Here is a 26,894-nt window from a genome sequence, read left to right as displayed (position 1 = left end):
TACGCGCGAGCCTTAATTAAACAAAAGGATATAAAAAGAACAAAACAATCTAACTAATACGCATAAACAAATTGAACATTGCCCTGCCCGCTACGTACGCTGCATGCACATCCCGTTACCTCGCAAAGGAGTTTCACCGTGCCTGCCCGTGCCTTCTCTCCCCTGCGCCGCCTGCTGATCGGCGGCCTGCTGGCCAGCGTTGCCAGTGCCCTGATTCCATGGTCCAGCGCCGTTGCCGACGATGCCAAGACCCTGCGCATCGGCTACCAGAAGTTCAACAGCATCAACATTCTCAAGGGTAGCGGCGCCTTGGAAAAAGCGCTGGCACCGCAAGGGGTGAAAGTCAGCTGGCACGAGTTCGCGGCAGGCCCGCAGTTGCTCGAAGCCCTGAGTACGGGCGCCATCGACCTGGGCCACGCCGCCGACGCGCCATCGGTATTCGCCCAGGCCGCGGGCAAGCCTGTGGTCTACCTGGCAGCCGAGCAGCCCTACCCGCGCGGCATCGGCCTGGTGGTACGCGAGCAGGACCACATCAACAAGGTCGAAGACCTCAAAGGCAAGCGCGTGGCCACCGGCCGTGGCTGGAACGCCCAGTACCTGTTGGCGGTAGCCCTCGAACAAGCCGGCCTCAGCTACCAAGACATCACCCCCGCCTACGTCAACAACGCCGCCGATGCGGTAGCCGCGTTGCAGTCTGGCAGCGTGCAAGCCGTGACGCTGTGGGACCCGTTCCTGGCCGCAGCAGAAAGCCAGCCGGGGCTTAAAAACCTGCGTGACGGCAGCGGGCTGTCCAACAACCGCACCTTCTACCTGTCCACCGCAAGCTTTGCCGACCAGCACCGCGACTTGCTCAAGACCTTCTTCAGCGAGCTGAGCAAGGTCAGCCAATGGGCCAACGCCAAGCCCGGCGAAGTCGCAACCCTCCTGGCGCCGCAACTGGGCATCAACGCCAGCGTGCTGGAGGTGGCCAGCGAGCGACGCAACTACAACGCCGTGGCCATCACCCCGCAAATCATCGCCGAGCAGCAGAAACTGGCCGATACCTTCCAGGGCCTGGGGCTGATCCCGCGCAAGCTCAACGTCGCCGAGGCGGTCTACCCCACCGCCGTGCTGCCGTAAGAGGAACGCCTGGATGCCCCGCCCGATCCGCTTCAACGCCTTCAGCATGAACGCTGCCAGCCACCAGTCGCCCGGCCTGTGGCGCCACCCGCGTAACACCAGCGTACAGTTCAACCGCCTGGATTACTGGGCCGACCTTGCCCGCCTGCTAGAGCGCGGGTTGTTCGATGCGCTGTTCATTGCCGATGTGCTGGGCATCTACGATGTCTATCAAGGCGGCCCTGACGCGGCCCTGCGCGGCGGCGTTCAGGTGCCGGTCAACGACCCGCTGCTGCTGGTCCCAGCCATGGCCGGGGTGACCGAACACCTGGGCTTTGGCGTGACCTTTTCGTTGACCTACGAGCACCCGTACCCCTTCGCCCGGCGCATGTCCACGCTCGATCACCTGAGCAACGGCCGAGTGGGCTGGAACATCGTCACCGGTTACCTGGACAGCGCCGCGCGCAATCTGGGCCAGGTGCGTCAACTGGGCCACGACCAGCGCTACGACCTGGCCGAGGAATACCTGCAGGTGCTGTACAAACTCTGGGAGCGCAGCTGGGACGACGATGCCGTGCTGCTGGAGCGCGACAGCGGGCGCTATATCGAGCCGTCGCGGGTGCACCCTATCAACCACCACGGCGAGCACTTCCAGGTGCCGGGCATGCACCTGTGCCAACCTTCGCCGCAGCGCACGCCGGTATTGTTCCAGGCCGGCGCCTCGGCGCGGGGCCAGCAGTTCGCTGCGCGGCATGCCGAATGCGTATTTATCAGCGGCCCGACGCCAACGGTGCTGCGCCGCTATGCCGACGGCATCCGCCAAGCCTGCGAGGCGGTCGGGCGCGGGCGTGACGAGGTGCTGATCTATGCCCAGGCGCTATTGATCGTCGGTGCCACACGCAGCGAAGCCGAGGCACGCTTTGCCGAGTATCGGCGCTATGTCGATCTGGATGCAGCCCTGGCGCTGCTCTCAGGCTGGACCGGTATCGACTTCGCAGGCCTGGACCCCGATGCGCCAATCGAATATATCGAGAACGATGCCGGCCGCGCCGCCCTTGCAGCCTTCACCGCTGCCGACCCCAACCGCCGCTGGAGCGTGCGCGAAGCCGCCGAGTTCATAGGCTTGGGCGGCCGCGGCCCGGTGCTGGTGGGCAGCGCCAGCGACGTTGCCGACCAGTTGGAGCATTGGTTGGATGCAACCGGCATCGACGGCTTCAACCTCACCTATGCCGTGCAGCCGGACGACCTCGCCCAGGTGGTCGAGTTGCTGGTACCAGAGCTGCAGCACCGAGGCCGCTACCCGACGGCCTACGCCGACGGCAGCCTGCGCCACAAACTGTTTGGCAAGGGCGATAAACTGCCGCAGGCCCATGTGGGGCGTAATGTGCACATTCAGTAAGTGAATACCGAGTATTTCAACATTTAATTTGTGGATGCTGCGCTACGGCTCTTATGCTGTCCGGGCATCCCCTGCACGCACCGGCCGGTGTGGTCCAAGGCAATGGGGAGAGAACAACAAGTCGAGACCGTTCATGTCGAAACCATCCTACTTCGCCCCCCACGGTGGGCACCCAGCTCAGACCGAGCTGCTCACTGACCGTGCCATGTTCACCGAAGCCTATGCCGTGATCCCCAAGGGCGTGATGCGTGACATCGTCACCAGCCACCTGCCGTTCTGGGACAAGATGCGCATGTGGGTCATCGCCCGTCCGCTGACCGGCTTTGCCGAGACGTTCTCGCAATACATCGTTGAAGTCGCCCCAGAAGGCGGCAGCGAGCGCCCAGAGATGGACGCCAACGCAGAAGCGGTGCTGTTCGTCGTCGAAGGCGAAATCGACATCACCGTCGAAGGCAAGCACCACACGCTGGTCCCGGGTGGTTATGCCTTCCTGGCGCCGGGCGCCGACTGGAGCCTGCGCAACAACAGCAAGGCCAATGTCACCTTCCACTGGCTGCGCAAGCACTACCAGAAGGTCGAAGGCCTGCCGCTGCCGGAGTCGTTCGTCACCCATCGCGACAACGCCACCGTCATCGAGATGCCAGGCACCGAAGGTTGCTGGAAGACCACCCGCTTCGTCGACATGGCCGATATGCGCCACGACATGCATGTGAATATCGTGACCTTCCAGCCAGGCGGCGTGATTCCGTTTGCCGAAACCCACGTCATGGAGCACGGCCTGTACGTGCTGGAAGGCAAGGCGGTTTATCGCCTGAACCAGGATTGGGTCGAGGTCGAGGCCGGTGACTTCATGTGGCTGCGTGCCTTCTGCCCGCAGGCTTGCTACTCCGGCGGCCCAGGCCCGTTCAGCTACCTGCTGTACAAAGACGTCAACCGCCATGTGCACCTGACCCTCAACCCTCAGCGTTGAGCCCCGGTTGATGTAAACGAAGCCCGCCTGCATGGCGGGCTTTGTGTTTGTGGCCATACTTGCAGCTATTAACTGCCACCGGGCCACGACCATGCGCCTGCCACACCTGATGGCTTGCTTTGTACTGTTAATGGCACCGCCTCTGCGGGCCGCCGACAGCTGGAACCTGGCCTATGACCGCGAGGGCATCCGGGTGTACCTGAGCGCCGTGGAGGGTTCGGCGTATAAACAGTTTCGTGGCGTCAGCACCATGCAGGCGAGTGTGCGCACGCTTAGCGACCTGCAAGAGAACCTGCGGGTGGCCTGCAAATGGCTATATGCCTGCGCGCAGATGCGTTTGCTCGAGGTCGACGGGGACGCGACCTGGATTTACCTCACCACCGACCTGCCGTGGCCCACACAGCCCCGCGACATGGTACTCAAGGTGACTACCGAGCGGCTGGATGACGGCACTCTGGTGCGTCACCTGAGCGCCGACCCCGGCAAAATCCCTGAGGAAAAGGGGCGAATCCGCGTTCAGCGGCTGGCTGGCGAGTGGATCATGAAGCCCTTGGGCGAGCGCGAGACTGAAGTGACCTACCAGTTGCGAGCAGACCCAGCTGGCGATGTGCCTGGCTGGCTGGCCAACCGTTTCGTGGTCGATGCGCCGGTGGTGACCTTGCGCACGCTAAGGGCTGTAGCGCAGCGTCAGCCGTGAGGCCCTTGATGCCTGCAGGCCCAGGCGCTGTCCTGCGGTTCTGTCGTTAGGAAACGTCCCACGTTTGTATGGGAAACCGTGACCTGTTACATCGCGTCCCAGCGGGAGATCCTGCCCACTCGGCAACTCCCACTTGGGCCATGACATGTCTTTCCCGCTGCGTTCACGCGTTCTAATCGCTTCCTTGACACTCGGCATCCTGCTGACATCCGGCTGCGCATCATCACCCAAGGCCAGCGCGCAAGCGGTTTCTGAACTGCGCTTTCAGGAAAACGTGCAATACATCCTGGTGCGTAACATGCAAATCGTCAGCACGGTCGGGTTGAGGGGTCTGGTGGTGCTCACCTTCACCCTCGACCGCACCGGGCGGCCTCTGGCCTGCGTTGCCAGGCCGATGCGCCAGACCGACATCACAGGGCCAAACGCACCGCGCTTGTCGGCATTGCTCCAGCTCGTGCAACAGCGGTGCCTGGCGACAGAATTCCCAGCGCCCCCTGAGACCTTGCTCGATGAGCGGCGCCAGACTGAAATCAAGGCACCGCTGATATTCGCCGATCGGTTTGGCGCAAGGCTATCTGCAACTTGATTACAAGCGCTCGAAACCGGCCAGCGCAGACTGACCAGCGGCCCTCGTACGCTCGGGCAAATGCCAATGTCGCCCTCGACAATGCGCAGCCTGCGCCCAGCCGCTCTACTGGGTGAACAACAACGACGGCGCCCCCGAGTGTGCCGCATCAGTCCTGGCTGCCAAGTCCTTCGGAGAGCACATCCATGTCCACCCCCCATGAGGTATCACCTACCACCCTGCGCCGGGTGATCGCCGCCTCGGCCATCGGTAATTTCGTCGAGTGGTTCGACTTTGCCGTGTACGGGTTCCTCGCCACGCTGATCGCCAGCCAGTTTTTCACGGGGCAAAGCGCAAGCGTCGGCCTGCTGAAAACCTTCGCGGTGTTCGCTGTGGCCTTCGCCCTGCGCCCGTTGGGCGGCATCGTGTTTGGCGCCCTGGGCGACCGCCTTGGGCGCAAGCGCATCCTGTCGCTGACCATTCTGCTGATGGCCGGCTCCACCACCCTGATCGGCCTGCTGCCAACCTATGCCAGCATCGGCGTACTGGCGCCGGTACTGCTCACCCTCGCGCGCTGCCTGCAGGGCTTTTCTGCCGGGGGCGAATATGCGGGCGCCTGCGCCTACCTGATGGAGCACGCCCCGCAGAACAAACGGGCGTTCTATGGCAGCTTCGTGCCGGTATCGACGTTCTCGGCATTTGCCTGCGCGGCGGTGATTGCCTACGGCCTTGAGGCCAGCCTTACTGCCGAGGCGATGAACACCTGGGGCTGGCGCGTGCCATTCCTTGTAGCCGCCCCGCTTGGCCTGGTGGGGCTCTACCTGCGCTGGCGCATGGAGGAAACCCCGGCGTTCCGCCAAGCCATCGCCGAGGGCAAGCAACACGCCCATTCCCCGCTGGCCGACACCCTGCGCCACCATGGCCGCACCATCCGTAACCTCGGCGCGTTCATCTCGCTGACGGCGCTGTCGTTCTACATGTTCACTACCTACTTTGCGACCTACCTGCAAACCGTCGGCCAGTTGAGCCGCGCCCAGGCCCTGCTGGTGTCCACGGTGGCGCTGCTGTTCGCCGCCGCAGGCTGCCCGCTGGCCGGCGCGTTCAGCGACCGCATCGGGCGTCGGCGCGCCATCGGCGTCACCTGCATCTGGGTAATGGTGGCGGTGTTTCCGGCTTACTGGCTAGCCAGCTCCGGCTCGCTGAGCGGGGCATTGCTGGGGGTCGTCCTGCTGGCCATTGGCGCCTTGATGAGCGGCGTGGTCACTGCAGCGTTGCTGTCGGAGTGCTTCCCAACTCGCAGCCGCTACACCGCTTCGGCAATCACTTACAACGTGGCCTACACCTTGTTCGGCGGCACCGCACCGCTGGTGGCGACCTGGCTGATCGAGATGAGCGGCAGCCGACTGGCACCTGCGTTCTATCTAGTGGTGATTGCACTGCTGGCACTGGTTGGCGGGTTGGCGTTGCCGGAGACATCGCGGGTTTCGCTGCATGATGAGCCATCGACGGATACGCCCGCCCACGCAGAGTCGGCCTAGGGTCTGTCTGAAATGTGTCTGCGCGAAGGCCAGACAAGGCGAAACGGGGCGAGGAACGGCCGGGGTCGCGCTCGACTGTACTGGAGTACATGAGCATTCCGAGCCCCGTTTCAACGCACTATGGGCGAGTGCAGATACATTTCAGAAAGAGCCTAAGCGCTCGTGGCCTGTTGTAGCACAAGCCCCAAGCAACTGAGTAACTGTAGGGGCAGTAATACCTTGCCGCCCTTACAGTTGAGACACCGTCGCAATTACGCATTAAATAACATCAACTCAACCCGCCTGTTTAAGACAAAACAATGGCTTGCCGGGCCATTGAGTTTTTAAAGCAGCCTGCACGCTGCGGCCTCGTCGTCATTCTTTATGCCAATTCCTTATTGCATAACGGGTTTATGACGCCAAATGAAAGGCATCAAAACCTGCCACGGAAATCTTTTAAACAATAATTGAGCTTAACCCTACAAAAGTGATGGCAATTCCCCATCATCTCACGCTAGGATCCAATCCAATCTCCGCTGCACGGCCGCCCTTCTGCGTATGGCCGACACATCATGGAGTCCAGGGAATGGACGGCGCCCACGCAAGGGACACCACATTCTTCCAAGGTTGAACTAATTATCAGTCGTTTTCGATTATGCAGCCCTGCGCGCGTTTGCAGGCCTGCCGTGTGCCTGATGTTTATACCTGAAACGGAGATTGAGTCATGGAACCGTTCGTTGGCGAAGTTCGCCTTTTTGCTTTTGGTCGCATTCCCAGAGGCTGGTTACCGTGCAATGGCCAGTTATTACCTATCAACACCAACCAAGTCTTGTTTACCTTACTCGGCGTCACCTACGGCGGCGATGGGGTAACCACCTTCGGCCTGCCTGATCTAAGCGGCCGCGTCGCAATTTCCCGCAACGATGTCGCCTCGCCAAGCCCTGCCTTGGATGTGCACCCATTGGGCAGCAAGGGTGGCAACGAAGCGATAAGCATGACCCTGGCGCAAATGCCCACACACACCCACCAGGTGGCAGCCAGTACTCAGAAAGAAAACCAGGCAAGCCCGGCCAACGGCTTCTTCTCCGCCTCGGCGACCGTCGACGGCAAAGCGCTGTCGCAGCCGGTATATGCCGTCAAGAGCGGGAGCGCGGTGACGCTGGACCCCATGGTGGTCGATTCCGCAGGTGAAGGGGCGCCCATGGCCAACATGCAGCCGTTCCTGACGCTGAGCTATTGCATCGCCTCCATTGGCATCTTCCCACCCCGCCCTTGACCCAACTTACTGGAGCATTTTCCATGTCAGATGCCTACGTAGGTGAGATTCGTCTGTTTGCCGGTAACTACGCCCCCCAAGGCTGGCGCTTTTGCGACGGCAGCCTGTTACAAGTCAATCAGAGCCCCGCACTGTTTGCATTGATCAGCAGCCTCTATGGCGGTGACGGCCGCACGACATTCGCCCTGCCGGACCTGCGCGGTCGCATCCCGGTGGGCCAAGGCCAAGGAGCCGGCTTGAGCAACCGCCCCCTTGCGAGCTTCGGCGGTACCGAAACGGTGCCGGTCACCAGCAACAACATGCCGGCCCACAGCCATGGGTTTACCACCACCAGTGCCGTCGCCACCACTCCGACACCCGGGCCTACGCTGCTGCTCTCGAGTTTCACCAAAACCCAGGTGGTGACAGGCCTGTACGCCAAACCGGTCAACCCGCCCCCCGCCCCGCCGACTGCGACCGTAGCGCTGAACCCTAACGCAGTGATGGCCGCAGGTGCACCCGCGGCAACACGCAGCAACCTGATGGGGGCCCTGGCGATCAATTACATCATCTGCCTGGATGGTTATTTCCCGGACTTCAACTAACGATCAGCCCCTTTCGTAACGGAGTTACCATGGATCCCTTTGTCGGTGAAGTCAGGCTGTTCCCCTATAACTACATTCCCAGCGGCTGGATGCGCTGCGACGGCACGGTATTGCCAATTCAGACCAACGCGGTGTTGTATGCGGTGATCGGCCTTGCCTACGGCAGCGCCGGCGCCAACACATTCAAGTTGCCCAACCTCAACGGGCGGGCCGCTGTAGGTGCCGGTGTATCGAAAACCGGGACCACATGGCAGCTTGCCCAGCCCACCGGCGCCGATACGGTGCAACTGAACGTCAACAACCTGCCGCAACATAACCACGGGCTGAACGTCATCCCTTCGGTCACCGCCAGTACCGCGATCAACGCCCCTGCCAACAACGTGGTGCCGACGCAACCGACCCGGGTCACCCTCTACAACAAGGCGGCCGATACCTCACTGTCGTCCGAGACCCTGGCACCGGCAGGCGGTTCAGCGCCGATGAACATCATGCAGCCCTACCAGACACTGGTTTACTGCATCGCAGTGCAAGGGATATACCCACCACACCCATGAGCTGCCTTGACGCACTGCAAAGTCTGCTGGGCGCAACCCCCAGCCTGCCCCTCCCCGGCTTGCGCAGGCAAACCGGGGAGGATGTCTCGTTGCTGCGCGCTCTATTTGTAGCCCGGCGCTGGCAGGAAGTCAGCGCCGCGCCCGGATGGAGCGATGCACAACGCCTGGCCTTCCTGCACGCGCAAGAGCAAATGCAGCGCGCGCATTATGAGCGGCATTATCCGCAAGCCGATTTTCTGGTGGTCGTACAGCAAAACCAGCCTGTAGGCCGGCTTTGCATATGGCGCGCGGACCAATCGCTGCGGGTGGTCGACATTGCCCTCCTGCCGGCATGGCAGGGCCGCGGCATGGGCAGCCTTGTGCTTGAGGCAGTGGTGGCACTGGCCGACCAACTGGCTACACCTTGCTGCCTGAGCGTCGAACCGTTCAGCCCGGCACGGCGGCTTTACACACGCCTTGGCTTCCTGCCTGGAGAGGACCAGGGTGCCTATCTGCAGATGCACAGGCCAGCCCTCCCACGGAGCGCCGCCATGAACTAGCACTGCCACCTACGCAAGGAAGCATGGACAGCTCGGCATCGCCCGAAGCGTCCCCGATTCACGTCGAACGACACGTGCTGCGTGATCGTCCATCGGCAGGATGCAGCATGAACGCACCGACCCCATTCATGGCCCATTGGGCCCGCTCTTTCCTGGCCCTGTGCCTGTTGACCCTGGCCGCGCTGCTGTCGGCCGAGGCCCAGGCCGTGCCAAGCCTGGTCAGCCCTGCCAAAAACAGTACGCTGCCTCCGGCAGCTCTGAACCAGCCATACACTACAAGCTTCACCGCCTCGACTGGGGGCGTCATCATCGCTGGCTGGTACGAGTGCGACCTGAACGACCCCTCCTACACCCCCAGTCGGCGATGCCTGCCCGCGGGGCTGACCCTCGCAGAGTCACCCGGCAGCACCACTACCACCCTGTCGGGCACCCCGACCGTTGCCGGGACTTACACTTTAATCATCTCGGTGGCTGATGATAATTTCGATGCCGACGTGGGCTCCTACACCCTGCAGGTGGGGGCGAGTGCCACTCCGACGCTCACCGGCATCAGCCCCCCTAGCGGCAGCACGGCAGGCGGTACCAGCGTGACCCTGACCGGTACCAACCTCAGCGGCGCCACAGCGGTCACCATTGGTGGCACAGCCGCCACAAACATCATCGTGGTCAATGCCACCACCATCACGGCGACAACACCGGCAAATGCCGCGGGTGCGAGCAACGTGACCGTCACCACGCCCGGGGGCACATTCACCCTGACCAATGCCTATACCTATGTCACCCCAGCGCCAACCCTGAGCAGTATCAACCCCAACAGCGGCAGCACCGCAGGCGGCACCAGCGTGACCCTGACCGGTACCAACCTCTCCGGAGCAACGGCCGTTACCTTTGACGGCGTTGCCGCAACCGGGCTGGTGGTCAACTCCAGTACATCGGTGACAGTCACTACCCCCGCCCATGCTGCCGGCGCTGTTGCGGTCAGCATCACCACCCCTGGCGGCAACACCTCGCTGGCTGCGGCCTACACCTACGTAACGCCGCCACCGACGTTGAGCGCAGCCAACCCGAACACCGGCCCCAGCGCAGGCGGGACTAGCGTGACCCTTACCGGCACCAACCTCACTGGCACTACGGCAGTCAGCTTTGGCGGTAATGCCGCCGCTGCGGTGACCGTCAACAGCCCGACATCTGTCACGGTAATCACCCCGGCCCATGCTGCCGGCACCGTCAACATCGTTGCCACTATTGCAGGCGGCACAGCCACGCTGACCAATGCCTTTACCTACGTCGCACCACCTGTGGCTGGCGGGTTGAGCTTGACGGTAGCCGCCAACACCGGCAGCAACCCGGTGACGCTGAACCTCAGCGGCGGCCCCGCCACCAGCGTTGCAGTCGCCAGCGCCGCAAGCAATGGCACCGCGACAGCCAACGGCACGTCGATCACCTACACCCCCAACCCCGGGTATTCGGGCACTGACTCCTTCACCTACACCGCCACCAACAGCAGCGGTACCTCGGCACCGGCGACAGTGAGCATCACAGTCAGTGCGCCAACCCTGACAATCAGCCCAGTCTCCTTGCCCAACCCAAGCTATATCACCCCCTACAGCCAGAACCTGACGACCAGCGGGGGCAACGGTAGCTATAGCTATACGGTCAATGCAGGCTCACTCCCCACCGGTTTGACCCTTGCCAGCAGTGGCGCCCTGAGCGGCACCCCGACAGCAGGCGGCAGTTTCAACTTCACCGTGACCGCAACTGACGGCAACGGCGTCAGCGGAAGTCGGGCCTACACGATGACGGTAGCAGCGCCGAGCGTGACCATCAGCCCGAGTGCCCTGCCCACCCCAAACTACGCCAACGCATACAGCCAAACCCTGACAGCGAGCGGTGGTAGCGGTGGCTACAGCTATGCAGTCAGCGCAGGCGCGTTGCCCACGGGGTTGACCCTTGCAAGCAACGGCGCGTTGAGTGGAACCCCGATTGCACCTGGGACATTCAGCTTCATGGTGACAGCAACCGACGCCAACAGCACGTCAGGCAGTCAGATCTACAACATGACAATCGCCGCCCCCAGCCTTTCTATAAGCCCGACGACAATGCCTGCTCCTCTTGTCGGCACAAGCTACAACCAAGTCCTAGGCACCAGCGGAGGTGCGGCCCCTTACGGTTACGCCATCACTGCGGGTACACTACCGGCTGGGTTGACGCTGAGCGGCTCGACCGTTTCAGGGACGCCCACCACAGCCGGGGCTTACTCGTTTAACGTAACGGCCACAGATGACAACGGCTTCACGGCATCCAGGTCTTACTCAGGGACGGTGAGCAACACGGCGCCAGTGGCAGGCTCGACCAGCGCCACGGTGGCGGCCAACAGTTCGGCCACCCCGGTAACCCTGAACTTGAGCGGCGGCGCAACCACCAGCGTGGCCATCAGCAGCACTGCCACCCATGGCACAGCCTCGGCGAGCGGCACCACCATCACCTATACCCCCGCACCAGGCTTTTCGGGCAGCGACAGCTTCAGCTATACCGCAACCGGCCCAGGCGGTACATCTGCGCCAGCTATGGTCACCGTTACGGTCACGGCCCCAACCTTGGCGCTTTCCCCCGCCAGCGCCAGCCTGCCGGATGCCAGCCTGAATACTGCCTACACCCAGGCGTTCACTGTCAGCGGCGGTGCGACGCCCTACACCTTCGCGGTGACCAGTGGTGCACTGCCGCCCGGGCTGAGCCTCAACGCTGCCAGCGGCATGCTAAGCGGCACCCCGACCACCGCAGCCACCAGCAGCTTCACCATCACCGCCACCGATAGCAACAGTGCGACCGGCAGCGGCAACTACACCTTGCAGGTGCAATCCCAGGCAGTCGTAGTACCGCCGAGCAGCGAAACGGTGGTTGCCGGCCAAAGTGCCACCGTGGACCTTACCCGTGGCGCGACCGGCGGCCCATTCACCAGCGCGACGCTGTTGTCAGTCAGCCCGCCTTCGGCCGGTACCGCGCGCATGACCGGCCCGTTCACCCTGAGCTTCACCCCGGCCGCGGCGTTTACCGGTGCTGCGGTGGTGTCCTTCAGCCTGAGCAATGCCGGCGGCGCAGTGGCCAGCTTCATCACCTTTGCCGTGCAATCGCGCCCCGACCCCTCCAAAGACCCGGAGGTAATCGGCCTGCTGAACGCGCAGTCGCGCGCCGCCGAGCGCTTTGCCAGCACGCAGATGGACAACTTCAACCGCCGCCTGGAGCAACTGCACCGCCCCACCTGCGACCGTAATTCGTTCAATGCCAGCGTGCGCCACGGCCGTGAAGATGTCAGCCTTGGCGGGCTAGGCAGGGCCTTGCGCGACGAGCTTGAAGGCAACGGCAAGGGCCGCGATGCGGATGACGATGAAAAACGTCGCCAGGACAAGGACAGCTCACGCGCAACCACCGGTGAGTGCCGGGAAGACGCACTGGCCTACTGGACCGATGGCTTCGTCAACACCGGCTCCAACCGCGCTCGCGGCGCCCAGGACAACAGCTTTACCACCTTTGGCCTGAGCGCCGGCGTGGACTACCGGCTGTCGCCGAGGACGGTGGTAGGCGTGGGCTTTGGCTACGGCAACGACCGCGCGGACATCGGCGAGCATGACTCGCGTAGCGATGGCGATGCCCTGGGGCTGGCGGCCTACCTGAGCGTCAACCCACTGTCGCAGGTGTATGTCGACGCGCTGCTGGGCTACAACCGGATCAGCTTCGATTCGCGCCGCTACGTGACCGAAGACCCCTCCAATGGCTACGCCAAGGGCTCGCGCGATGCTGACCAGTTATTCGCCTCGCTCACCGCAAGCTACGAATATCGCCACGGGGCGTTGTCGCTTGCGCCCTATGCGCGGGTCAACAGCAGCTTTACCCGGCTCGATGCCTACCGCGAGCGCGGCGGGGGTGAGTTGGCACTGGCTTACGAGGAGCAGACGCTGCGTTACTTCACCTCGTTCGTCGGTGTGCGCTCTGGATACGACATCGAAACCCGGCTTGGCATGCTGACGCCGCGGGTCGGGCTGGCCTGGGGCCACAACTTCAGCCGTAACCAGGATTACCGGATGCGGTATGCAGACCAGGGCAATGACGGGGTGACGTACCGGTTGTCGCCAGACCCGCTAGACACCAATTTCATGGACCTGGATACCGGGCTGGACTTGAGCCTTGGCCGGAGTTGGCGTGTGGGGGTTTCCTACAAGACTGCGCTGGGCACCAACGAGCGCAATGAGATGTTCCGCATTGGGCTGGACGGCAAGTTCTGATCCGCAAGCTTTGCGGGACGGCCCCTTCGGGGGCCTTGCCTTTGGAGGTATTAGGGTTGCGCCTGAGCACGCCTGTGATGGCCCCATCGCAGGCTATCGCCGGCTACCACAGTTAATTTGTCCAGCCTCGATATTGTGGATTGACCCAGACCCTGTGGGAGATCACCCAGCCCTTCCGGGCTGCGCTGTCGCGCAGAGAACTGGGCACCGTGGGAGCGGGCTTGCCCCGCGATGCGATGTTGGCATTGCTATCGCTATCGCGGGGCAAGCCCGCTCCCACGTTATCCATGTAAATCAGATAGTTAGCGGTTGTTCTATGAGAGCTGGCGCTAGCCTGCGATGAGGCCCGACGCGGCTTACTCGACGTTCAACACCCCACGACGTACCTGGTCGCGCTCGATCGACTCGAACAGCGCCTTGAAGTTGCCTTCACCAAAGCCATCGTCACCCTTGCGCTGGATGAACTCGAAGAACACCGGCCCCAGCAAGGTTTCGGAGAAAATCTGCAGCAGCAGACGCTTGTCGCCCGACTCAGAAGCACCGTCGAGCAGAATACCGCGCGCCTGCAACTGGTCGACCGGCTCGCCATGGCCTGGCAGACGCTCTTCGAGCATCTCGTAGTAAGTTTGCGGTGGCGGGGTCATGAAGCGCATGCCGATGCCCTTCAGGGCATCCCAGGTCTTGAGCAGGTCATCGGTGAGGAAGGCCACGTGCTGGATGCCTTCGCCGTTGAACTGCATGAGGAACTCTTCGATCTGCCCGGCGCCCTTGGACGACTCTTCGTTGAGCGGAATACGGATCATGCCATCTGGGGCCGTCATGGCCCTGGAGGTCAGGCCGGTGTACTCGCCCTTGATGTCGAAGTAGCGGATTTCGCGGAAGTTGAACAGTTTTTCGTAGAAGCCGGCCCAGTAGGTCATGCGCCCACGGTACACGTTGTGGGTCAGGTGATCGATGATCTTCAGGCCCGCACCGACCGGGTTGCGATCAACGCCCTCGATGAAGTTGAAGTCGATGTCGTAGATCGAGCTGCCTTCCTCGAACCTGTCGATCAGGTACAGCGGCGCACCACCGATACCTTTGATTGCGGGCAGGCGCAGCTCCATAGGGCCGGTTTCGATTTCGACCGGCTGTGCGCCCAGTTCCAGCGCGCGGGCATAGGCTTCGTGGGCGTTGCGCACGCGGAACGCCATGCCGCATACCGACGGGCCATGCTCGGCGGCAAAGTACGAAGCGATGCTTTTAGGTTCGTTGTTCAGAATGAGGTTGATGCCGCCCTGGCGATACAGGTGTACATCCTTGGAGCGGTGGGTTGCCACTTTGGTGAAACCGAGGATCTGGAAAACAGGTTCCAGCACGCCTGGGGTGGGCGATGCGAATTCGATGAATTCAAAGCCTTCGAGGCCCATCGGGTTTTCAAAGATATCTGCCATGTTCGTGTCCTCTGTGCTGCAAAAAAAACGGTTATCGAGCAGTTGCGATGCCGTCTTGCACAGGGGGTGAACAGGGGATGCCGCGCACGCTTCTGGCGAGGTAGGCGCCAATGATCAGCTTGGACCCAGGGTTTGTCATGGAGACCTTCCAGGCAGGCTTGGCCCATCGAATACCGAGGGGCCTTATTGTTTTATTCGTAACCCGATTCTACAGGGCGTAAATTGCTTTGTCGCGCTCTAGTTACAAGGCTTCCCCGACAAACGGCTATCCTTAGCGAACCGAGCCGCTTTTACAGGTTAGCCTGCCATGCCCCTTACCCGTCACCGCCCTGCCCGCTGGAGCTGGCGTACCCTGTTGCCCTGGGCGGTGGCTGTCATTCCGCTGTTAGGTGGCCTTGCGGTCATGAACTGGCAGACCGGGCGCGAAATGCGCAGCGCAAGCCAGGCGACTGCGCTGGAGGTGAGCCGGCACATCGAAACCATCCTCGACAGCCTGGCCGCAGCCGCCGAGCAGTTGCTGCCCAAGGCCGGGCAGCCCTGCAGCGACGTGCAGTTGGCGCTGCGCATCGAGGTCACGCGCAACCCCTTCGTGCGCTCGACCAACCTGTTCGACCACAACACGCTGTATTGCTCGTCGCTGTATGGCGATTTCGACGAGCCGGTGCATGCCCGCGACTACACCGATGGCAAGCTGTGGCTGATGGACGGCAACACCGTCACGCCAGGCCAGGCCCTCATGGTGTATCGCGCCAGCCAAGGCTCGCGTGGCGCAATTACCACGGTAGACGGGCGCCACCTGCTGAGCGCCTTGCGCCTGATCGGCAAGGATGTGCAGCTTCAGGTGCAAGTGGGCGACCATTGGATGGGCAGCGAGGGCCGGGTGCACAACGGCACCCCGCCGATTGCCGACAGCGCGCCGGTCACCGTGAGTTCCAGCCGCTACCCGTTCAGCGTCCATGCAGGCTACGCCGCAGGCAAGGCTGGCGAATTATTCCTCGCGCGCTACCCGGCGATGCTTGGCCTGCTGTTGATGCTTGGCGCGCTGGCGGGGGCTGCGTGCCGCTGGCAGATCCGCCGCGCCAATTCGCCGCGCGCCGAGCTTGACCGGGCGCTGCAGGCCGGGGAATTTCTGCCCTACTTCCAGCCGGTGGTGCGCCAGGGTGATTACCGCTGGGCCGGGGTCGAGGTGCTGATGCGCTGGCGGCACCCGCGCGAAGGCTTGGTGCGGCCCGACCTGTTCATCCCCTATGCCGAGCACAGCGGGCAGATCGTCGCCATGACCCGCGCCCTGATGCTCAACACCGCCCAGGCCCTGGCGCCGCATGCCGCGCTGCTTGAAGACGGTTTCCATGTTGCCATCAATATTACCGCCGACCACTGCCGCAGCCTGGGCCTGCTCGATGACTGCCGAACCTTCCTTCAGCACTTTGCGCCAGGGCGCGTGGTGCTCACCCTTGAACTGACGGAACGCAAGCTGATCGAGCCGACGCCCATCACCCTTGAGCTGTTCGAAAAACTCCACGACATAGGGGTAATGATTGCGCTGGATGACTTCGGTACCGGCCAGTCCAGCCTCAACTACCTGCGCCAGTTCAAGGTCGACTACCTGAAGATCGACCAGAGCTTTGTCGCCATGATCGGCGGTGACGCGCTGTCGCAGCACATTCTCGACAGCATCATCGAGCTGTCGGGCAAGCTGGCCCTGGGGATTGTCGCCGAAGGCGTCGAAACCGCGGTGCAGCGCGACTACCTGGCGCGCTACAAGGTGGACTTCCAGCAAGGTTACCTGTTCGCCCGGCCGATGCCGCTGGACGAACTGTTGCTGGCGCTTGCAGCACGCCCAGGCAGTGCCCGGTTGCCGCATACTGCGCCCCCTGAGATCATGCGCGGCTGACCCATCCGCTCACTTCCGGTTTTCGAGGCATTCGTGTCAAAAGGCATTGCGACATCCGTCATGGCGTCCTGTTTGTTCGCTGTGATGTATTACTACACCTCATTCCTGGCCCCGCTCGATGGCGAGGAGATCTTCGGTTGGCGCACGCTGCTGACCTTGCCGTGCCTGACGCTGTTCATGCTGGTGTCCAAAGACTGGAAGCGGGTTGGCGAGCTGCTCGGGCGGGTGCGGCAGAACCGCATCCTGTTGTTGGGCATGCTTGGTACGTCCTGGCTGATGGGCGTGCAGTTGTGGCTGTTCCTGTGGGCGCCGCTGCACGGGCGCAGCCTGGAAGTCTCGATGGGGTATTTCCTGCTGCCGCTGACCATGGTGCTGACCGGGCGGCTGGTGTATGGCGAGCGGCTATCCCGCATGCAGACCGTGGCGGTCGCCTGTGCGGCCACAGGGGTTGGCCACGAGCTGTATCAGCACGGCAGTTTTGCCTGGGAAACCCTGGTAGTAATGATCGGCTACCCGATCTACTTCGTGTTGCGCCGCCGCTGCCGCACCGACCACCTTGGCGGGCTGTGGTGCGACATGACCCTGCTGTTGCCGTGGGCGCTGTACTTTGTCATTCAGGGGCCGCTGTCAGCCGCCGACGTGGCCCAGCACCCAGGCTTGTACGGGCTGATCCCGCTGCTCGGGGCGATCAGCGCAGGCGCCTTGATTGCCTACGTGCTGGCCAGCCGCATGCTGCCGTTCAGCCTGTTCGGCCTGCTCAGCTACGTCGAGCCAGTGTTGCTGGTGGCCGTCTCGCTGCTGCTGGGTGAAACCATCGCCGCGGACCAGTGGCTGACGTATCTGCCAATCTGGGCCGCGGTGCTGGTGCTGGTGCTTGAAGGCTTCAGGCACCTGCTGCGTCAACGTCGGCGCCCTGTGTAAGGCGCACCTGGCGTACCCGGCGCTCCTCCACGGCAACCACGGTCAAGGTCCAGCCGTTCCAGGCCAGGCGGTCACCGATGATCGGCAGGCGGTCGAGCAGGCTCATCACCAGGCCCGCGAGGGTCTGGTAGTCCTCGGTGGCTCGGGCGACAAAGCCGGTGCGCGCCTGCACCTGGGCAAGGTTGAGCGCGCCGCTGACCACGAACCCGCCCTCCTCTTCGACTACACCTGGGCCTTCGACCTCGCTGGCATCAGGTAGCTCGCCGGCAATCGACTCCAGGATGTCAGTCATGGTCAGCATGCCGGTGAAATCACCGAACTCGTTGACCACGAACGCAATGTGCGTCGACTGCCCGCGCATCTGCTCCAGCGCGTTGAGAATGCTGAAGCTCTCCAGCAGGTTCAGCGGCGTGCGGGCCAAGGTTTCCAGGTCCGGCGTGTTGCCGGCCAACAGCTCCTTGAGCAGCTCCTTCTTGTGCACGAAGCCCAGCGGTTCGTCGCTGTGGCCATCGCGCAGCAAGGGCAAGCGCGAGTAAGGCGAGTTGACCAGCACCTGGGTGATGGCCTCGGTCGGCTGCGACAGGTCGATCACGTCAACGTCGGTACGCGCAGTCATTACCGTGCGAATCGGGCGCTCGGCCAGGTTCAGCACGCCGCTGATCATCACCCGCTCGCGCCGGTCGAACAGCACCTGTTCGCCACCGCCTTCGACCAGGTCGGCAATTTCCTCGCCCACCTCATCCGCCTCGACACGGCGCCCGCCCATCAGGCGCAGCACGGCATGCGCGGTACGCTCACGCAGCGGCCGATGCTGCTGCACGCTGCGCTTGCGTCGAGCCCGGGCCAGTTGGTTGAACAGCTCGATCAACAGCGAGAAGCCAATGGCCGCATACAGGTAGCCTTTGGGGATATGGAAGCCCAGGCCTTCTGCGGTCAGGCTGAAGCCGATCATCATCAAAAAGCCCAGGCACAGCATGATGACTGTGGGGTGTTCGTTGACGAAACGGGTCAGCGGCTTGCTGGCCACGATCATGATGCCGATGGAGAAGATCACCGCGATCATCATGATCGACAGGTGCTCGACCATGCCCACGGCGGTTATCACCGCATCCAGCGAGAACACCGCATCGAGCACCACAATCTGCGCAACGATAGGCCAGAACGCTGAATGGCGGACAGCGCCTGTGGATTGCGCCGCATGGCCTTCCAAACGCTCGTGCAACTCCATGGTGGCCTTGAACAACAGGAACACACCACCGAACAGCATGATCAGGTCGCGGCCAGAGAAGCTCTTGTCGAACACCTCGAACAGCGGCGCGGTCAGCGTCACCATCCACGAAATGCTCGCCAGCAGGCCCAGGCGCATGATCAGCGCCAGCGACAGGCCGATGATCCGCGCTCGGTCGCGCTGATGGGGTGGCAGCTTGTCAGCCAGAATGGCGATGAACACCAGGTTATCGATGCCCAGCACCAGCTCGAGGACGATCAACGTCAACAGGCCCAGCCAGGCCGTGGGGTCGGCTAGCCATTCCATTAGCGGGTACTCACTGGGAATGCGTCACGCAGACGCGGGGAGGATGGCCAGAACGGCCAGAAACTGGGGGGCTCCGAAAAGGTGCTCATGTGTACCTGGATAGAAATTTGGGAAGGTGATCCTACAATCGAAGCAGGTTTTCCTCACAGCGGGAAAATATTACAAAACCTGTAGCAGGTGCCTTGGGCACCTGCTGCCGGGTACAGCGCGCAGCCGCCGCGTCAAACCCCGCGGCGTAGTAGATAGGTATCCATGATCCAGCCATTGCGCTGTCGCAGTTGCTCGCGCACTTGCACGATGCGCGCCTTCACCGCCTGCAGCGGACCGCTGATCAGCACTTCATCGGGACTGCCGATATACGCGCCCCAGTAGATGTGCAGGCCAGGGTCATCCAATGCGGCAAAGGCACAGTGGCCATCGAGCATCACCACCACGTTGTCCACCGACTCAAGCTCGGCGAGGCGCCGTGCGGGAAGGATCGTCAACGGTTCGCCGATGCGGTTCAGCGGCACTTGATGGCGTGCCGCCAGCGCCTGCACGCTGCTGATGCCCGGAATCACCGTCAGCGCCAGTGCGACCCCGCCTGCGCGCACCCGATCGAGAATGCGCAAGGTGCTGTCGTACAGCGCAGGCTCGCCCCACAGCAGGAAAGCACCGATATCGCCTGGGGCGAGCTCCTGCTCCAGCAACCGCGCGTACAATGCAGCGCGCTGCTGATGCCAGGCGTTAACCGCGCCGGCGTAATCTGGCGCATCGGCATCGCGCTGCGGGTCTTGCACCTGTATCAGCCGATAGTCGCCTTGGGGCACATAGCGGGCGAGGATCGTCTTGCGCAATTGCAGCAGTTCGTTCTTGGCTGCGCCCTTGTCGAGGACGAAGAACACCGTTGCGCGCTGCATGGCCTCTACAGCCTCGTAGGTCACCTGCCGAGGGTCACCTGGGCCAATGCCAATCAACAATAGTTGTTTCATGCAGGGCCTCATTGTTTTCCGGATGTTTGCCGCAGACGCCAACTTGAAAGCGCTAACGGCAAAGGGGCTGGCCCCGATCCGAACAGCACGAAGTTATACCTGAAGATAACCCGAATTTTCCATATCGCACGCACCGCTGCGCAGAATGCGGCGGCTGGTGGCAGCGCGTCGGGCCCAGCGGAGCACGGCGCACGCTTGCGCTCAATGGCAACTGAAACAACGTGCAGGAAACAGTAAAAGTTCCGTACAAACAAACTTGGGTTTGCGGTTTACCCTATTGCAAGTGGCTACTACACTGACCCTCAACGAACAGCAGTCCCCCACCCGTGGTTAACGTTAAACGCAATTACCGATGTTCGTCACGCCATGCCACGCAGACTTTCAGGAGTACTCACAGTGTCCAGACTTGCAGAATTTCGTGCCGCTGAAAAAGCGCTCCAGGAACAGATGGCACAACTTGAAACCCTGAAGAACGACGCCGGGCTCAAGCGTGAGATCGAGTTCGAGAAAAAACTCGTCGCGCTGATGAAACAGTACGACAAGGGCCTGCGCGAGATCATCGCCATCCTCGACCCCAAGGCCACCAGCCGAGCCCCGGCACCTGCGGCCAAACAGCAACGGCGCGCACGCGTGGTCAAGGTTTACGAGAACCCACACACGGGTGAGCGGATCGAGACCAAAGGCGGTAACCACCGCGGTTTGAAAGCCTGGAAACAGCAGTACGGCGCACAAAAAGTGGAAAGCTGGGTACGTGGATGAAACCTCGACATGAAGTTCACAGTTTTTTCACAAGGGCTGTATCACTATAAACCCAGCTAACGGACTAGCGACCCCATCACGCGCCCGCACACGCGGGCCTCTAATTCCAACGCCCTGCCCTCGTGCAGGGCGTTTTCATTTGCGCGCAAGGCTCACTTCCGTATCATGGTCCATCTGTTTTAAGCCTGATTCTGGAGTACCCATGAGCCTGCAAGACCTCAATAGCCTGCCCGGCGTCACCGCCCAGCCAGACACCGCGACTGCACAGTTCGTGTTCAACCACACCATGCTGCGGGTCAAGGACATCAGCAAGTCGCTGGACTTCTACACCCGCGTCCTGGGCTTTCGCCTGGTCGACAAGCGCGATTTCCCGGAGGCCGCCTTCAGCCTGTACTTCCTGGCCCTGGTAGACCCCGCGCAGATCCCTGCCGACGACGCTGCACGCCACCAGTGGATGAAGTCGATCCCTGGCGTGCTGGAACTGACCCACAACCATGGCAGCGAAAACGACCCCGAGTTTGCCTACCATAACGGCAACAGCGACCCACGCGGCTTTGGCCACATCTGCGTTTCGGTACCTGACGTGCGTGAAGCCTGCGCCCGCTTCGAGGCGCTCGGTGTGCCCTTCCAGAAGCGCCTGCAGGACGGCCGCATGAACCACCTGGCGTTCATCAAGGACCCGGACGGCTATTGGGTAGAAGTGATCCAGCCGAGCGAGCTGAAGGGCTAACCTCAGCCCATACGTTCGTCGGGCCGCGCCCCTGCGGCCCCACGCCGTGGTATACGAAGGTAACTCCCCTTCCAAGCCACAGCGAGGTAAGGACGATGCAATCCCTGCACTGTGAGTACCGCGACCACACCATCACCGCCAGCGTGATGCCACACCCTGACTCTCCCCTGCCCTATGCCGCCGGTTGCCTGATCACCGATCCGCATGGCCACACCAGCAAGCGCATGTCGATGCCGATGAAATTCTTCAGTGACCTGGACAACGCCCAGCGGGTGTCGTTAGCACATGGCCGGGCGCTGGTCGATCGGCAACTGGATCAAGCGCCCGCCCAGGGCTGAGGCGCTCTCAAATCTGCCGTGCGTACGCTACCGCTGCGTCAACCTGCTCGCGGTTGGGGCGTACGCCGGTGTACAGCACGAATTGCTCCAGCGCCTGCAAGGCAATGACTTCAAGCCCGGTGATCACCGGCTTGCCCAACGCCTCGGCGCGCTGGATGAACGGCGTGCGCGCCGGCATGGCCACCACATCGAATATCCACTCGGCCGCTTCTATCGCTGTATCGGCAAACGGCAACTGATCCGCCTCTGGGCCACCTGCCATGCCGATCGGGGTGACGTTGATCAGCATGGGCGGCGCCAAGTCACCGAGGTCTGGCAACCAGCGATAACCACACGTATCAGCCAGTTGGCGGCCGGCCTGCTCATTGCGGGCAATAATGGTGCCCGCAGTGAAGCCTGCGTCGCGCAGGGCACTGGCCACCGCCTTGGCCATGCCGCCGCTGCCGCGCAGGGCAAACGCCGTGGCCGGATCGACTTGGCGCTGTGCCAGCAGTTGGCGCACCGCCAGATAGTCGGTGTTGTAGGCCTTGAGGTGGCCATGGGTATTGACCAGCGTATTCACCGACTCGATGGCCGCTGCGGAAGGGTCGATTTCATCGACCAACGCCATGCACGCCTCCTTGTATGGCATCGATACCCCGCAACCGCGAATGCCCAGCGCCCGGATGCCAGACACGGCTGCGGGCAAGTCCTGGGTGGTCATGGCCTTGTAGTAGTAATCGAGCCCAAGCTGTTGATACAGGTGGTTGTGGAAGCGCACGCCGAAGGTGCCGGGGCGCCCGGCCAATGAAATGCACAGGACCGTGTCCCGGCTGGGGCTGATACTCATCTGCTGTTCCTCATGTAACGGCTGAAGCGTTTGACCCCAGCGTACCAGAGGCAACCGCCGGTCGCCCCTTACACAACCTTTACCGTTGCCCTGTGCGCAGTTGACGCTGGGCGCGGTCATAGTAATCAGGCCCCGAACGTGGGGCTGTCTTGCGAGGAATGATCATGAATCGTCTCATCCCTGGAATCGCCCTGCTGGTCGGCGCACTGGCCATCAGCGGCCCGGCGGCTGCCCACGGTGGGCGCTGGGGTGGCCCAGGCCCGGTGATTGGCGCCGCTGTGGTGGGTGCCGTGGTGGGTGCTGCCGTCAGCGGCGGGCGTGACCGCACGGTGTACGTCGAACAACCGCCGGTTTATGTGCAGCAGCCGGTGTATGTGCAACAACCGGTTTACGTACAGCCGCCGCCACCGCCGGTGTACTACCAGCCACAGCCGTATGTCGTGGAACGCTATGTACCCGCGCCGCCGCCGGTCTATCACCGCTACTACGGCCCACCCCCTGGCTACTACGGCCCGCCGCGCTGGTGAGGCGGACCACAAAGAAATCAATGACCACTATCGAAGGCATCGATTTCACCGCATGGCGCCTGCGCTTTAAAGTGGGCGCCATGTTCAACGCAGCCGCCGCAGCGGTTGTTGGCAACCCCGAATCTGTTGTTGTGGGTGCTCCCTACGCCCTTTGTTCGCCCGCCTACTCGGCGGGCTTTTTTTGCCTGCCAAAACGACGAACGGTTGCTGCGGAACCGATCCAGCATGAAGCTTTTTTCATATCGACGACGCCCATCAACGAGCAATCGACAGGCGCTGGGCCATACTCCAGAATGCACCGGTTTTTGGGGGAAAACCCTTGCACAGCCAACGACATACCACCATTTAGTGAGCCTCAACGTGAAAACTACCCTGTCCATCCTCAGCCTGCTGCTGTTGCTCACAGGTACTGCGACCCTCCCGTCGACCGCTGCTGCACAACCCCCGGCCCAGGCCCAACGCGACCCCAGTAAATTGCACCTGGCGTCCGGCAGCGCCCTGTTGATCGACCTCAGCACCAACAAGGAGCTGTACGCCAGCCACGCGGACCGCGTGCGCCCCATCGCCTCGGTGACCAAGCTGATGACGGCAATGGTGGTGCTCGACGCCAAGCTGCCCATGGACGAAATGCTCAGCATGACCATCGCCAACAACCCCGAAATGAAAGGCGTGTATTCGCGGGTGCGGCTGGGCAGTGAGCTGAACCGCCGCGAGACCCTGCTGATCACCTTGATGTCCTCCGAAAACCGCGCCGCCAACACCTTGGCCAACTACTACCCAGGCGGCTACGGCGCGTTCATCAAGGCGATGAATGCCAAGGCCCGCAGCCTGGGCATGACGCGTACCCGTTACGTCGAGCCCACGGGCCTGTCGACCCTGAACGTGTCCACCGCCCAGGATTTGGCCAAGCTGCTGATGGCTTCGCGCAAGTACCCAATGCTCAGCGAGCTGTCGACTACCCGCGAAAAAACTGTAGCGTTCCGCAAGCCCAACTACACCTTGGGCTTCCGTAACACCGACCACCTGGTGAACAAAAGCAACTGGGACATCAAGCTGACCAAGACCGGTTTTACCAACGAAGCCGGTCACTGCCTGGTGCTGTTGACCAAAATGGACAACCGGCCGGTAGCGATGGTGATTCTCGATGCGTTCGGCAAGTACACCCACTTTGCCGATGCCAGCCGCATGCGCCAATGGCTTGAAACCGGCAGCGCCAAGCCTGCACCTGCGGTGGCCATGCAATACAAGACCGACCGTCAAAAAGGTACGCGGGTGGCTCAAGACTGAAGCCTAGCCTTTCTGGGCGAGCAGGTGCGCAAGGCTTTGCGCCAGTTCATCCTGGCGGAACGGCTTGCGTAGCACTTCGAACCCGTGCAGCTCGCGCGGGGTCAGGTTGGCGTAGCCGGTGATGATCAGCACCGGCAAGCCAGCCATCCGTTCACGCAGGCGCTGGGCAAAGCGTACGCCGGTCATCTCAGTCATGACGTGGTCGGTCACCAGCACGTCCGGCACCCAACCCTGCTCCACCAGCGCCAGCGCCCGCGCGGCGCAGTCGGCCTCGACCACTTCGTAGCCCAAGTCACGCAACTGCAAAAGCGTCGCCTGGCGCACCAATGCCTCGTCATCCACCAGCAGCACCTTTATCGGGCCTTGTGCCCTGGGGGCCTGCACCGGCGATGGTTCGGAGCTGGGCAGCCCGGTCGCGCTGGTCGGCAGCCAAAGCGTCGCTTCAGTGCCTTCGCCGACCCGCGAGCAGATGGCAAAGCCGCCACCGGACTGCACCGCCAAGCCTTGCACCATGGGTAGGCCCAACCCGCTGCCCTTGCCAACGCCTTTGGTGGAATAGAACGGCTCGATACAGCGCCCGAGCACTTCATCGCTCATGCCGCCGCCACTGTCAGCCACCTGCAGCCACACTTGCTTGCCCGCCACCAGCCCCTCCGGCAGCGCCGGCCCATCACCATCCAGCCCAGCAGCGATAGTCAGCTTGCCCCCTTCGGGCATGGCGTCGCGGGCATTGATCACCAGGTTGAGCAGTGCCAGCTCCAGCTGGTGCGGGTCGACCAGCACCGCTGGCAATGCCGGGTCGATACACACTTGCAGGCTGACGGTCGGGCCCAGTGAGCGGGCCATCAGTTCGTGCATCTCTTCGACCAGCAGCGCCAGCGCCACGGGTTGTGGTTTCAGGGTCTGACGCCGGGCGAAGCTGAGCAGGCGCCCAACCAGGTTGCGCGCCCGCTCGGCCGCCTGCAGGCCACCATCGATCAGGCGCACGGTGCGCTCTTTGTCCGACTGCCGACGGACCAACTCCAGCGAGGCAATGATCGGCGTAAGCATGTTGTTCAGATCGTGGGCGATGCCGCCGGTAAGCTGGCCGATCATCTCCATCTTGCGCGCTTCATGCAGCTGTAGCATGGACGCCTCGCGCTGGGCGAGCATGTCCGCCACCCGCTCCTCAAGCCGCTCGTTGAGCATGTGCAAAGCGCGCTCGGCACGGGCATGGGTAATGGCGGCCCACACCTGCTTGGCGGTTTCTTCAACCAGCAGGCACTCGTCTTCGACGAACAAGCGGGGCTGCTTGTAGTGCACGGCCAGCATTGCTTCAAGCCGGTCGGCGCGCATTACCGGCACATGCAGCACACCGCCCAAGCCCTGCAGCGCCGGCGAGCGCGGTTCGTCTTCGGCGTAATTACGGCGCGCCTGTTGACCGGTTTTGAGCACGTCGTAAAGGGTCGGGTCAAAGCTTGCGTAGCTGTGATCGCCCAAGATGGACGGGGTGTCGGCCGCCCACTCATGAGCAATACGCACCTTCTGGCCTTCGCCCAGGTCCTCGCCGAAACACACCCGTGCCGCGCCCAGCTCTTCGGCGAGCCGGCGCGCCGCGTGGTCGCCGATGCGCTCGGCGGCGCCGAGCCTTGGCAAGGTCTGCCCAAGCTCGAGCAAAAACGCCTGGCGGCGCTGAAAACGCACGCGCTCAGTGGTTTCATTGACGATGCACAATACGCCGCCTACGGTGTCGTCGGCTTCGCGCACGGCGGAATAGGACACATCGAAATAGACCGTTTCACCCAGGCCGTGACGCTCTATGTAGAAAGGCCGGTTTTGCGCGGAAAAGGTCTGGCCGGTTTCACGCACGCCACGCAGTAGCGGCTCCAGATCGTCCCACAGTTCACGCCAATGGATATGCGCTGGCTGGCCTAAGGCATGCGGGTGTTTGTGGCCGATGCTGGGCGCATAGGCATCGTTGTACAGCGCGGCATACTGCGGCCCCCAGAACAGCACAATTTGCGCCTGGGCCGGCAACAGCGTGGTCATCACCGCTTTCAGTCCCGCCGACCAGCCCTGTGGATCGCCTAGCGGCGAGGCGCTCCAGTCCATATTTTGCAGCAAGCCACAAACCGCCCCGCCCGTGTTGAAGAACGTTGGAATGCCGCTGCGTGAACCTGTGTGCTGGACTGATTTCATGTGCTGCAAAACCA

23 protein-coding genes are annotated in these 26,894 nt (G+C 62.6%); 18 read left to right on the top strand and 5 right to left on the bottom strand.

The window, feature by feature from the left end; all coding sequences use genetic code 11:
* Positions 1 to 138 precede the first annotated feature (138 nt).
* From HU719_RS20240 to HU719_RS20190, 11 genes are all read left to right on the top strand, one after another.
* Complete coding sequence (locus tag HU719_RS20240) at positions 139 to 1,119, top strand: aliphatic sulfonate ABC transporter substrate-binding protein (protein WP_186519828.1); 981 nt, start codon at positions 139 to 141, stop codon at positions 1,117 to 1,119.
* Positions 1,120 to 1,132: 13 nt separating this feature from the next.
* Entirely contained in the window at positions 1,133 to 2,497 is a 1,365-nt protein-coding gene (locus HU719_RS20235) for an LLM class flavin-dependent oxidoreductase (protein WP_186536000.1), read from the top strand.
* A gap of 133 nt (positions 2,498 to 2,630) precedes the next feature.
* A complete protein-coding gene (locus tag HU719_RS20230; RefSeq protein WP_186519833.1) occupies positions 2,631 to 3,467 on the top strand; it encodes a bifunctional allantoicase/(S)-ureidoglycine aminohydrolase in 837 nt (278 codons plus the stop codon).
* A gap of 130 nt (positions 3,468 to 3,597) precedes the next feature.
* On the top strand, positions 3,598 to 4,164 hold the full coding sequence (locus tag HU719_RS20225; protein WP_225917348.1) for an START domain-containing protein: 567 nt from the start codon (positions 3,598 to 3,600) through the stop codon (positions 4,162 to 4,164).
* A 145-nt stretch (positions 4,165 to 4,309) separates the two neighbouring features.
* Positions 4,310 to 4,750 (top strand): hypothetical protein, encoded by a 441-nt coding sequence (locus HU719_RS20220; protein ID WP_186536001.1) that lies wholly within the window; start codon positions 4,310 to 4,312, stop codon positions 4,748 to 4,750.
* A gap of 185 nt (positions 4,751 to 4,935) precedes the next feature.
* Entirely contained in the window at positions 4,936 to 6,267 is a 1,332-nt protein-coding gene (locus HU719_RS20215) for an MFS transporter (RefSeq protein ID WP_186536002.1), read from the top strand.
* A gap of 703 nt (positions 6,268 to 6,970) precedes the next feature.
* Positions 6,971 to 7,522: a phage tail protein gene (locus tag HU719_RS20210; RefSeq protein WP_186519841.1), complete on the top strand. Its 552-nt coding sequence runs from the start codon at positions 6,971 to 6,973 to the stop codon at positions 7,520 to 7,522.
* 23 nt (positions 7,523 to 7,545) lie between these two features.
* On the top strand, positions 7,546 to 8,106 hold the full coding sequence (locus tag HU719_RS20205; RefSeq protein ID WP_186519848.1) for a phage tail protein: 561 nt from the start codon (positions 7,546 to 7,548) through the stop codon (positions 8,104 to 8,106).
* A gap of 29 nt (positions 8,107 to 8,135) precedes the next feature.
* Positions 8,136 to 8,660 (top strand): phage tail protein, encoded by a 525-nt coding sequence (locus tag HU719_RS20200; protein WP_186536003.1) that lies wholly within the window; start codon positions 8,136 to 8,138, stop codon positions 8,658 to 8,660.
* Positions 8,657 to 9,199 carry a GNAT family N-acetyltransferase gene (locus HU719_RS20195; protein ID WP_186536004.1) on the top strand — a complete coding sequence of 181 codons (543 nt, stop codon included), beginning with the start codon at positions 8,657 to 8,659 and terminating at the stop codon, positions 9,197 to 9,199. Before HU719_RS20200 ends, HU719_RS20195 begins: the two co-directional genes overlap by 4 nt.
* Positions 9,200 to 9,306: 107 nt before the next feature.
* Positions 9,307 to 13,479, top strand: a complete 4,173-nt coding sequence (locus HU719_RS20190; RefSeq protein ID WP_186536006.1) for an autotransporter domain-containing protein — start codon at positions 9,307 to 9,309, stop codon at positions 13,477 to 13,479.
* 356 nt (positions 13,480 to 13,835) lie between these two features.
* On the opposite strand, the gene hppD is transcribed toward HU719_RS20190, so the two are convergent.
* Entirely contained in the window at positions 13,836 to 14,912 is a 1,077-nt protein-coding gene (gene hppD, locus HU719_RS20185; RefSeq protein ID WP_186537424.1) for a 4-hydroxyphenylpyruvate dioxygenase, read from the bottom strand.
* Positions 14,913 to 15,219: 307 nt separating this feature from the next.
* Here hppD and HU719_RS20180 point away from each other — a divergent pair, with 307 nt between their 5' ends.
* Positions 15,220 to 16,806, top strand: a complete 1,587-nt coding sequence (locus HU719_RS20180; RefSeq protein ID WP_186537425.1) for an EAL domain-containing protein — start codon at positions 15,220 to 15,222, stop codon at positions 16,804 to 16,806.
* 33 nt (positions 16,807 to 16,839) lie between these two features.
* A complete protein-coding gene (gene rarD, locus HU719_RS20175) occupies positions 16,840 to 17,727 on the top strand; it encodes an EamA family transporter RarD (RefSeq protein WP_186537426.1) in 888 nt (295 codons plus the stop codon).
* Here rarD and HU719_RS20170 read toward each other — a convergent pair.
* Positions 17,690 to 19,261, bottom strand: a complete 1,572-nt coding sequence (locus tag HU719_RS20170) for a TerC family protein (RefSeq protein ID WP_186520696.1) — start codon at positions 19,259 to 19,261, stop codon at positions 17,690 to 17,692. The genes rarD and HU719_RS20170 overlap by 38 nt on opposite strands.
* Before the next feature lie 221 nt (positions 19,262 to 19,482).
* Positions 19,483 to 20,232: a precorrin-6A synthase (deacetylating) gene (gene cobF, locus HU719_RS20165; protein WP_186537427.1), complete on the bottom strand. Its 750-nt coding sequence runs from the start codon at positions 20,230 to 20,232 to the stop codon at positions 19,483 to 19,485.
* Positions 20,233 to 20,628: 396 nt separating this feature from the next.
* Between cobF and HU719_RS20160 the strand changes: the two genes are divergently transcribed.
* From HU719_RS20160 to HU719_RS20150, 3 genes are all read left to right on the top strand, one after another.
* Positions 20,629 to 20,991, top strand: coding sequence for a histone-like nucleoid-structuring protein, MvaT/MvaU family (locus HU719_RS20160; protein ID WP_186520693.1), 363 nt, complete (start codon positions 20,629 to 20,631; stop codon positions 20,989 to 20,991).
* A gap of 202 nt (positions 20,992 to 21,193) precedes the next feature.
* On the top strand, positions 21,194 to 21,721 hold the full coding sequence (gene gloA / locus HU719_RS20155) for a lactoylglutathione lyase (RefSeq protein ID WP_186520692.1): 528 nt from the start codon (positions 21,194 to 21,196) through the stop codon (positions 21,719 to 21,721).
* A 95-nt stretch (positions 21,722 to 21,816) separates the two neighbouring features.
* Complete coding sequence (locus HU719_RS20150; protein ID WP_186536994.1) at positions 21,817 to 22,059, top strand: hypothetical protein; 243 nt, start codon at positions 21,817 to 21,819, stop codon at positions 22,057 to 22,059.
* Positions 22,060 to 22,066: 7 nt separating this feature from the next.
* Here HU719_RS20150 and HU719_RS20145 read toward each other — a convergent pair whose 3' ends face one another.
* Positions 22,067 to 22,888, bottom strand: a complete 822-nt coding sequence (locus HU719_RS20145; protein ID WP_186536995.1) for a shikimate 5-dehydrogenase — start codon at positions 22,886 to 22,888, stop codon at positions 22,067 to 22,069.
* A 164-nt stretch (positions 22,889 to 23,052) separates the two neighbouring features.
* Between HU719_RS20145 and HU719_RS20140 the strand changes: the two genes are divergently transcribed.
* Both HU719_RS20140 and pbpG read left to right on the top strand, forming a co-directional pair.
* A complete protein-coding gene (locus HU719_RS20140; protein WP_186536996.1) occupies positions 23,053 to 23,415 on the top strand; it encodes a hypothetical protein in 363 nt (120 codons plus the stop codon).
* Between the two features lie 360 nt (positions 23,416 to 23,775).
* Positions 23,776 to 24,702 carry a D-alanyl-D-alanine endopeptidase gene (gene pbpG, locus HU719_RS20135; RefSeq protein WP_186520688.1) on the top strand — a complete coding sequence of 309 codons (927 nt, stop codon included), beginning with the start codon at positions 23,776 to 23,778 and terminating at the stop codon, positions 24,700 to 24,702.
* Between the two features lie 3 nt (positions 24,703 to 24,705).
* Here pbpG and HU719_RS20130 read toward each other — a convergent pair whose 3' ends face one another.
* A complete protein-coding gene (locus HU719_RS20130) occupies positions 24,706 to 26,880 on the bottom strand; it encodes a response regulator (RefSeq protein ID WP_186536997.1) in 2,175 nt (724 codons plus the stop codon).
* Positions 26,881 to 26,894 lie beyond the last annotated feature (14 nt).

Origin of the sequence: Pseudomonas farsensis, assembly GCF_014268805.2 — a bacterium.
In the GTDB taxonomy this organism is placed as follows: Bacteria; Pseudomonadota; Gammaproteobacteria; order Pseudomonadales; family Pseudomonadaceae; genus Aquipseudomonas; species Aquipseudomonas farsensis.
This window is presented reverse-complemented; position numbering and strand designations above follow the sequence as displayed.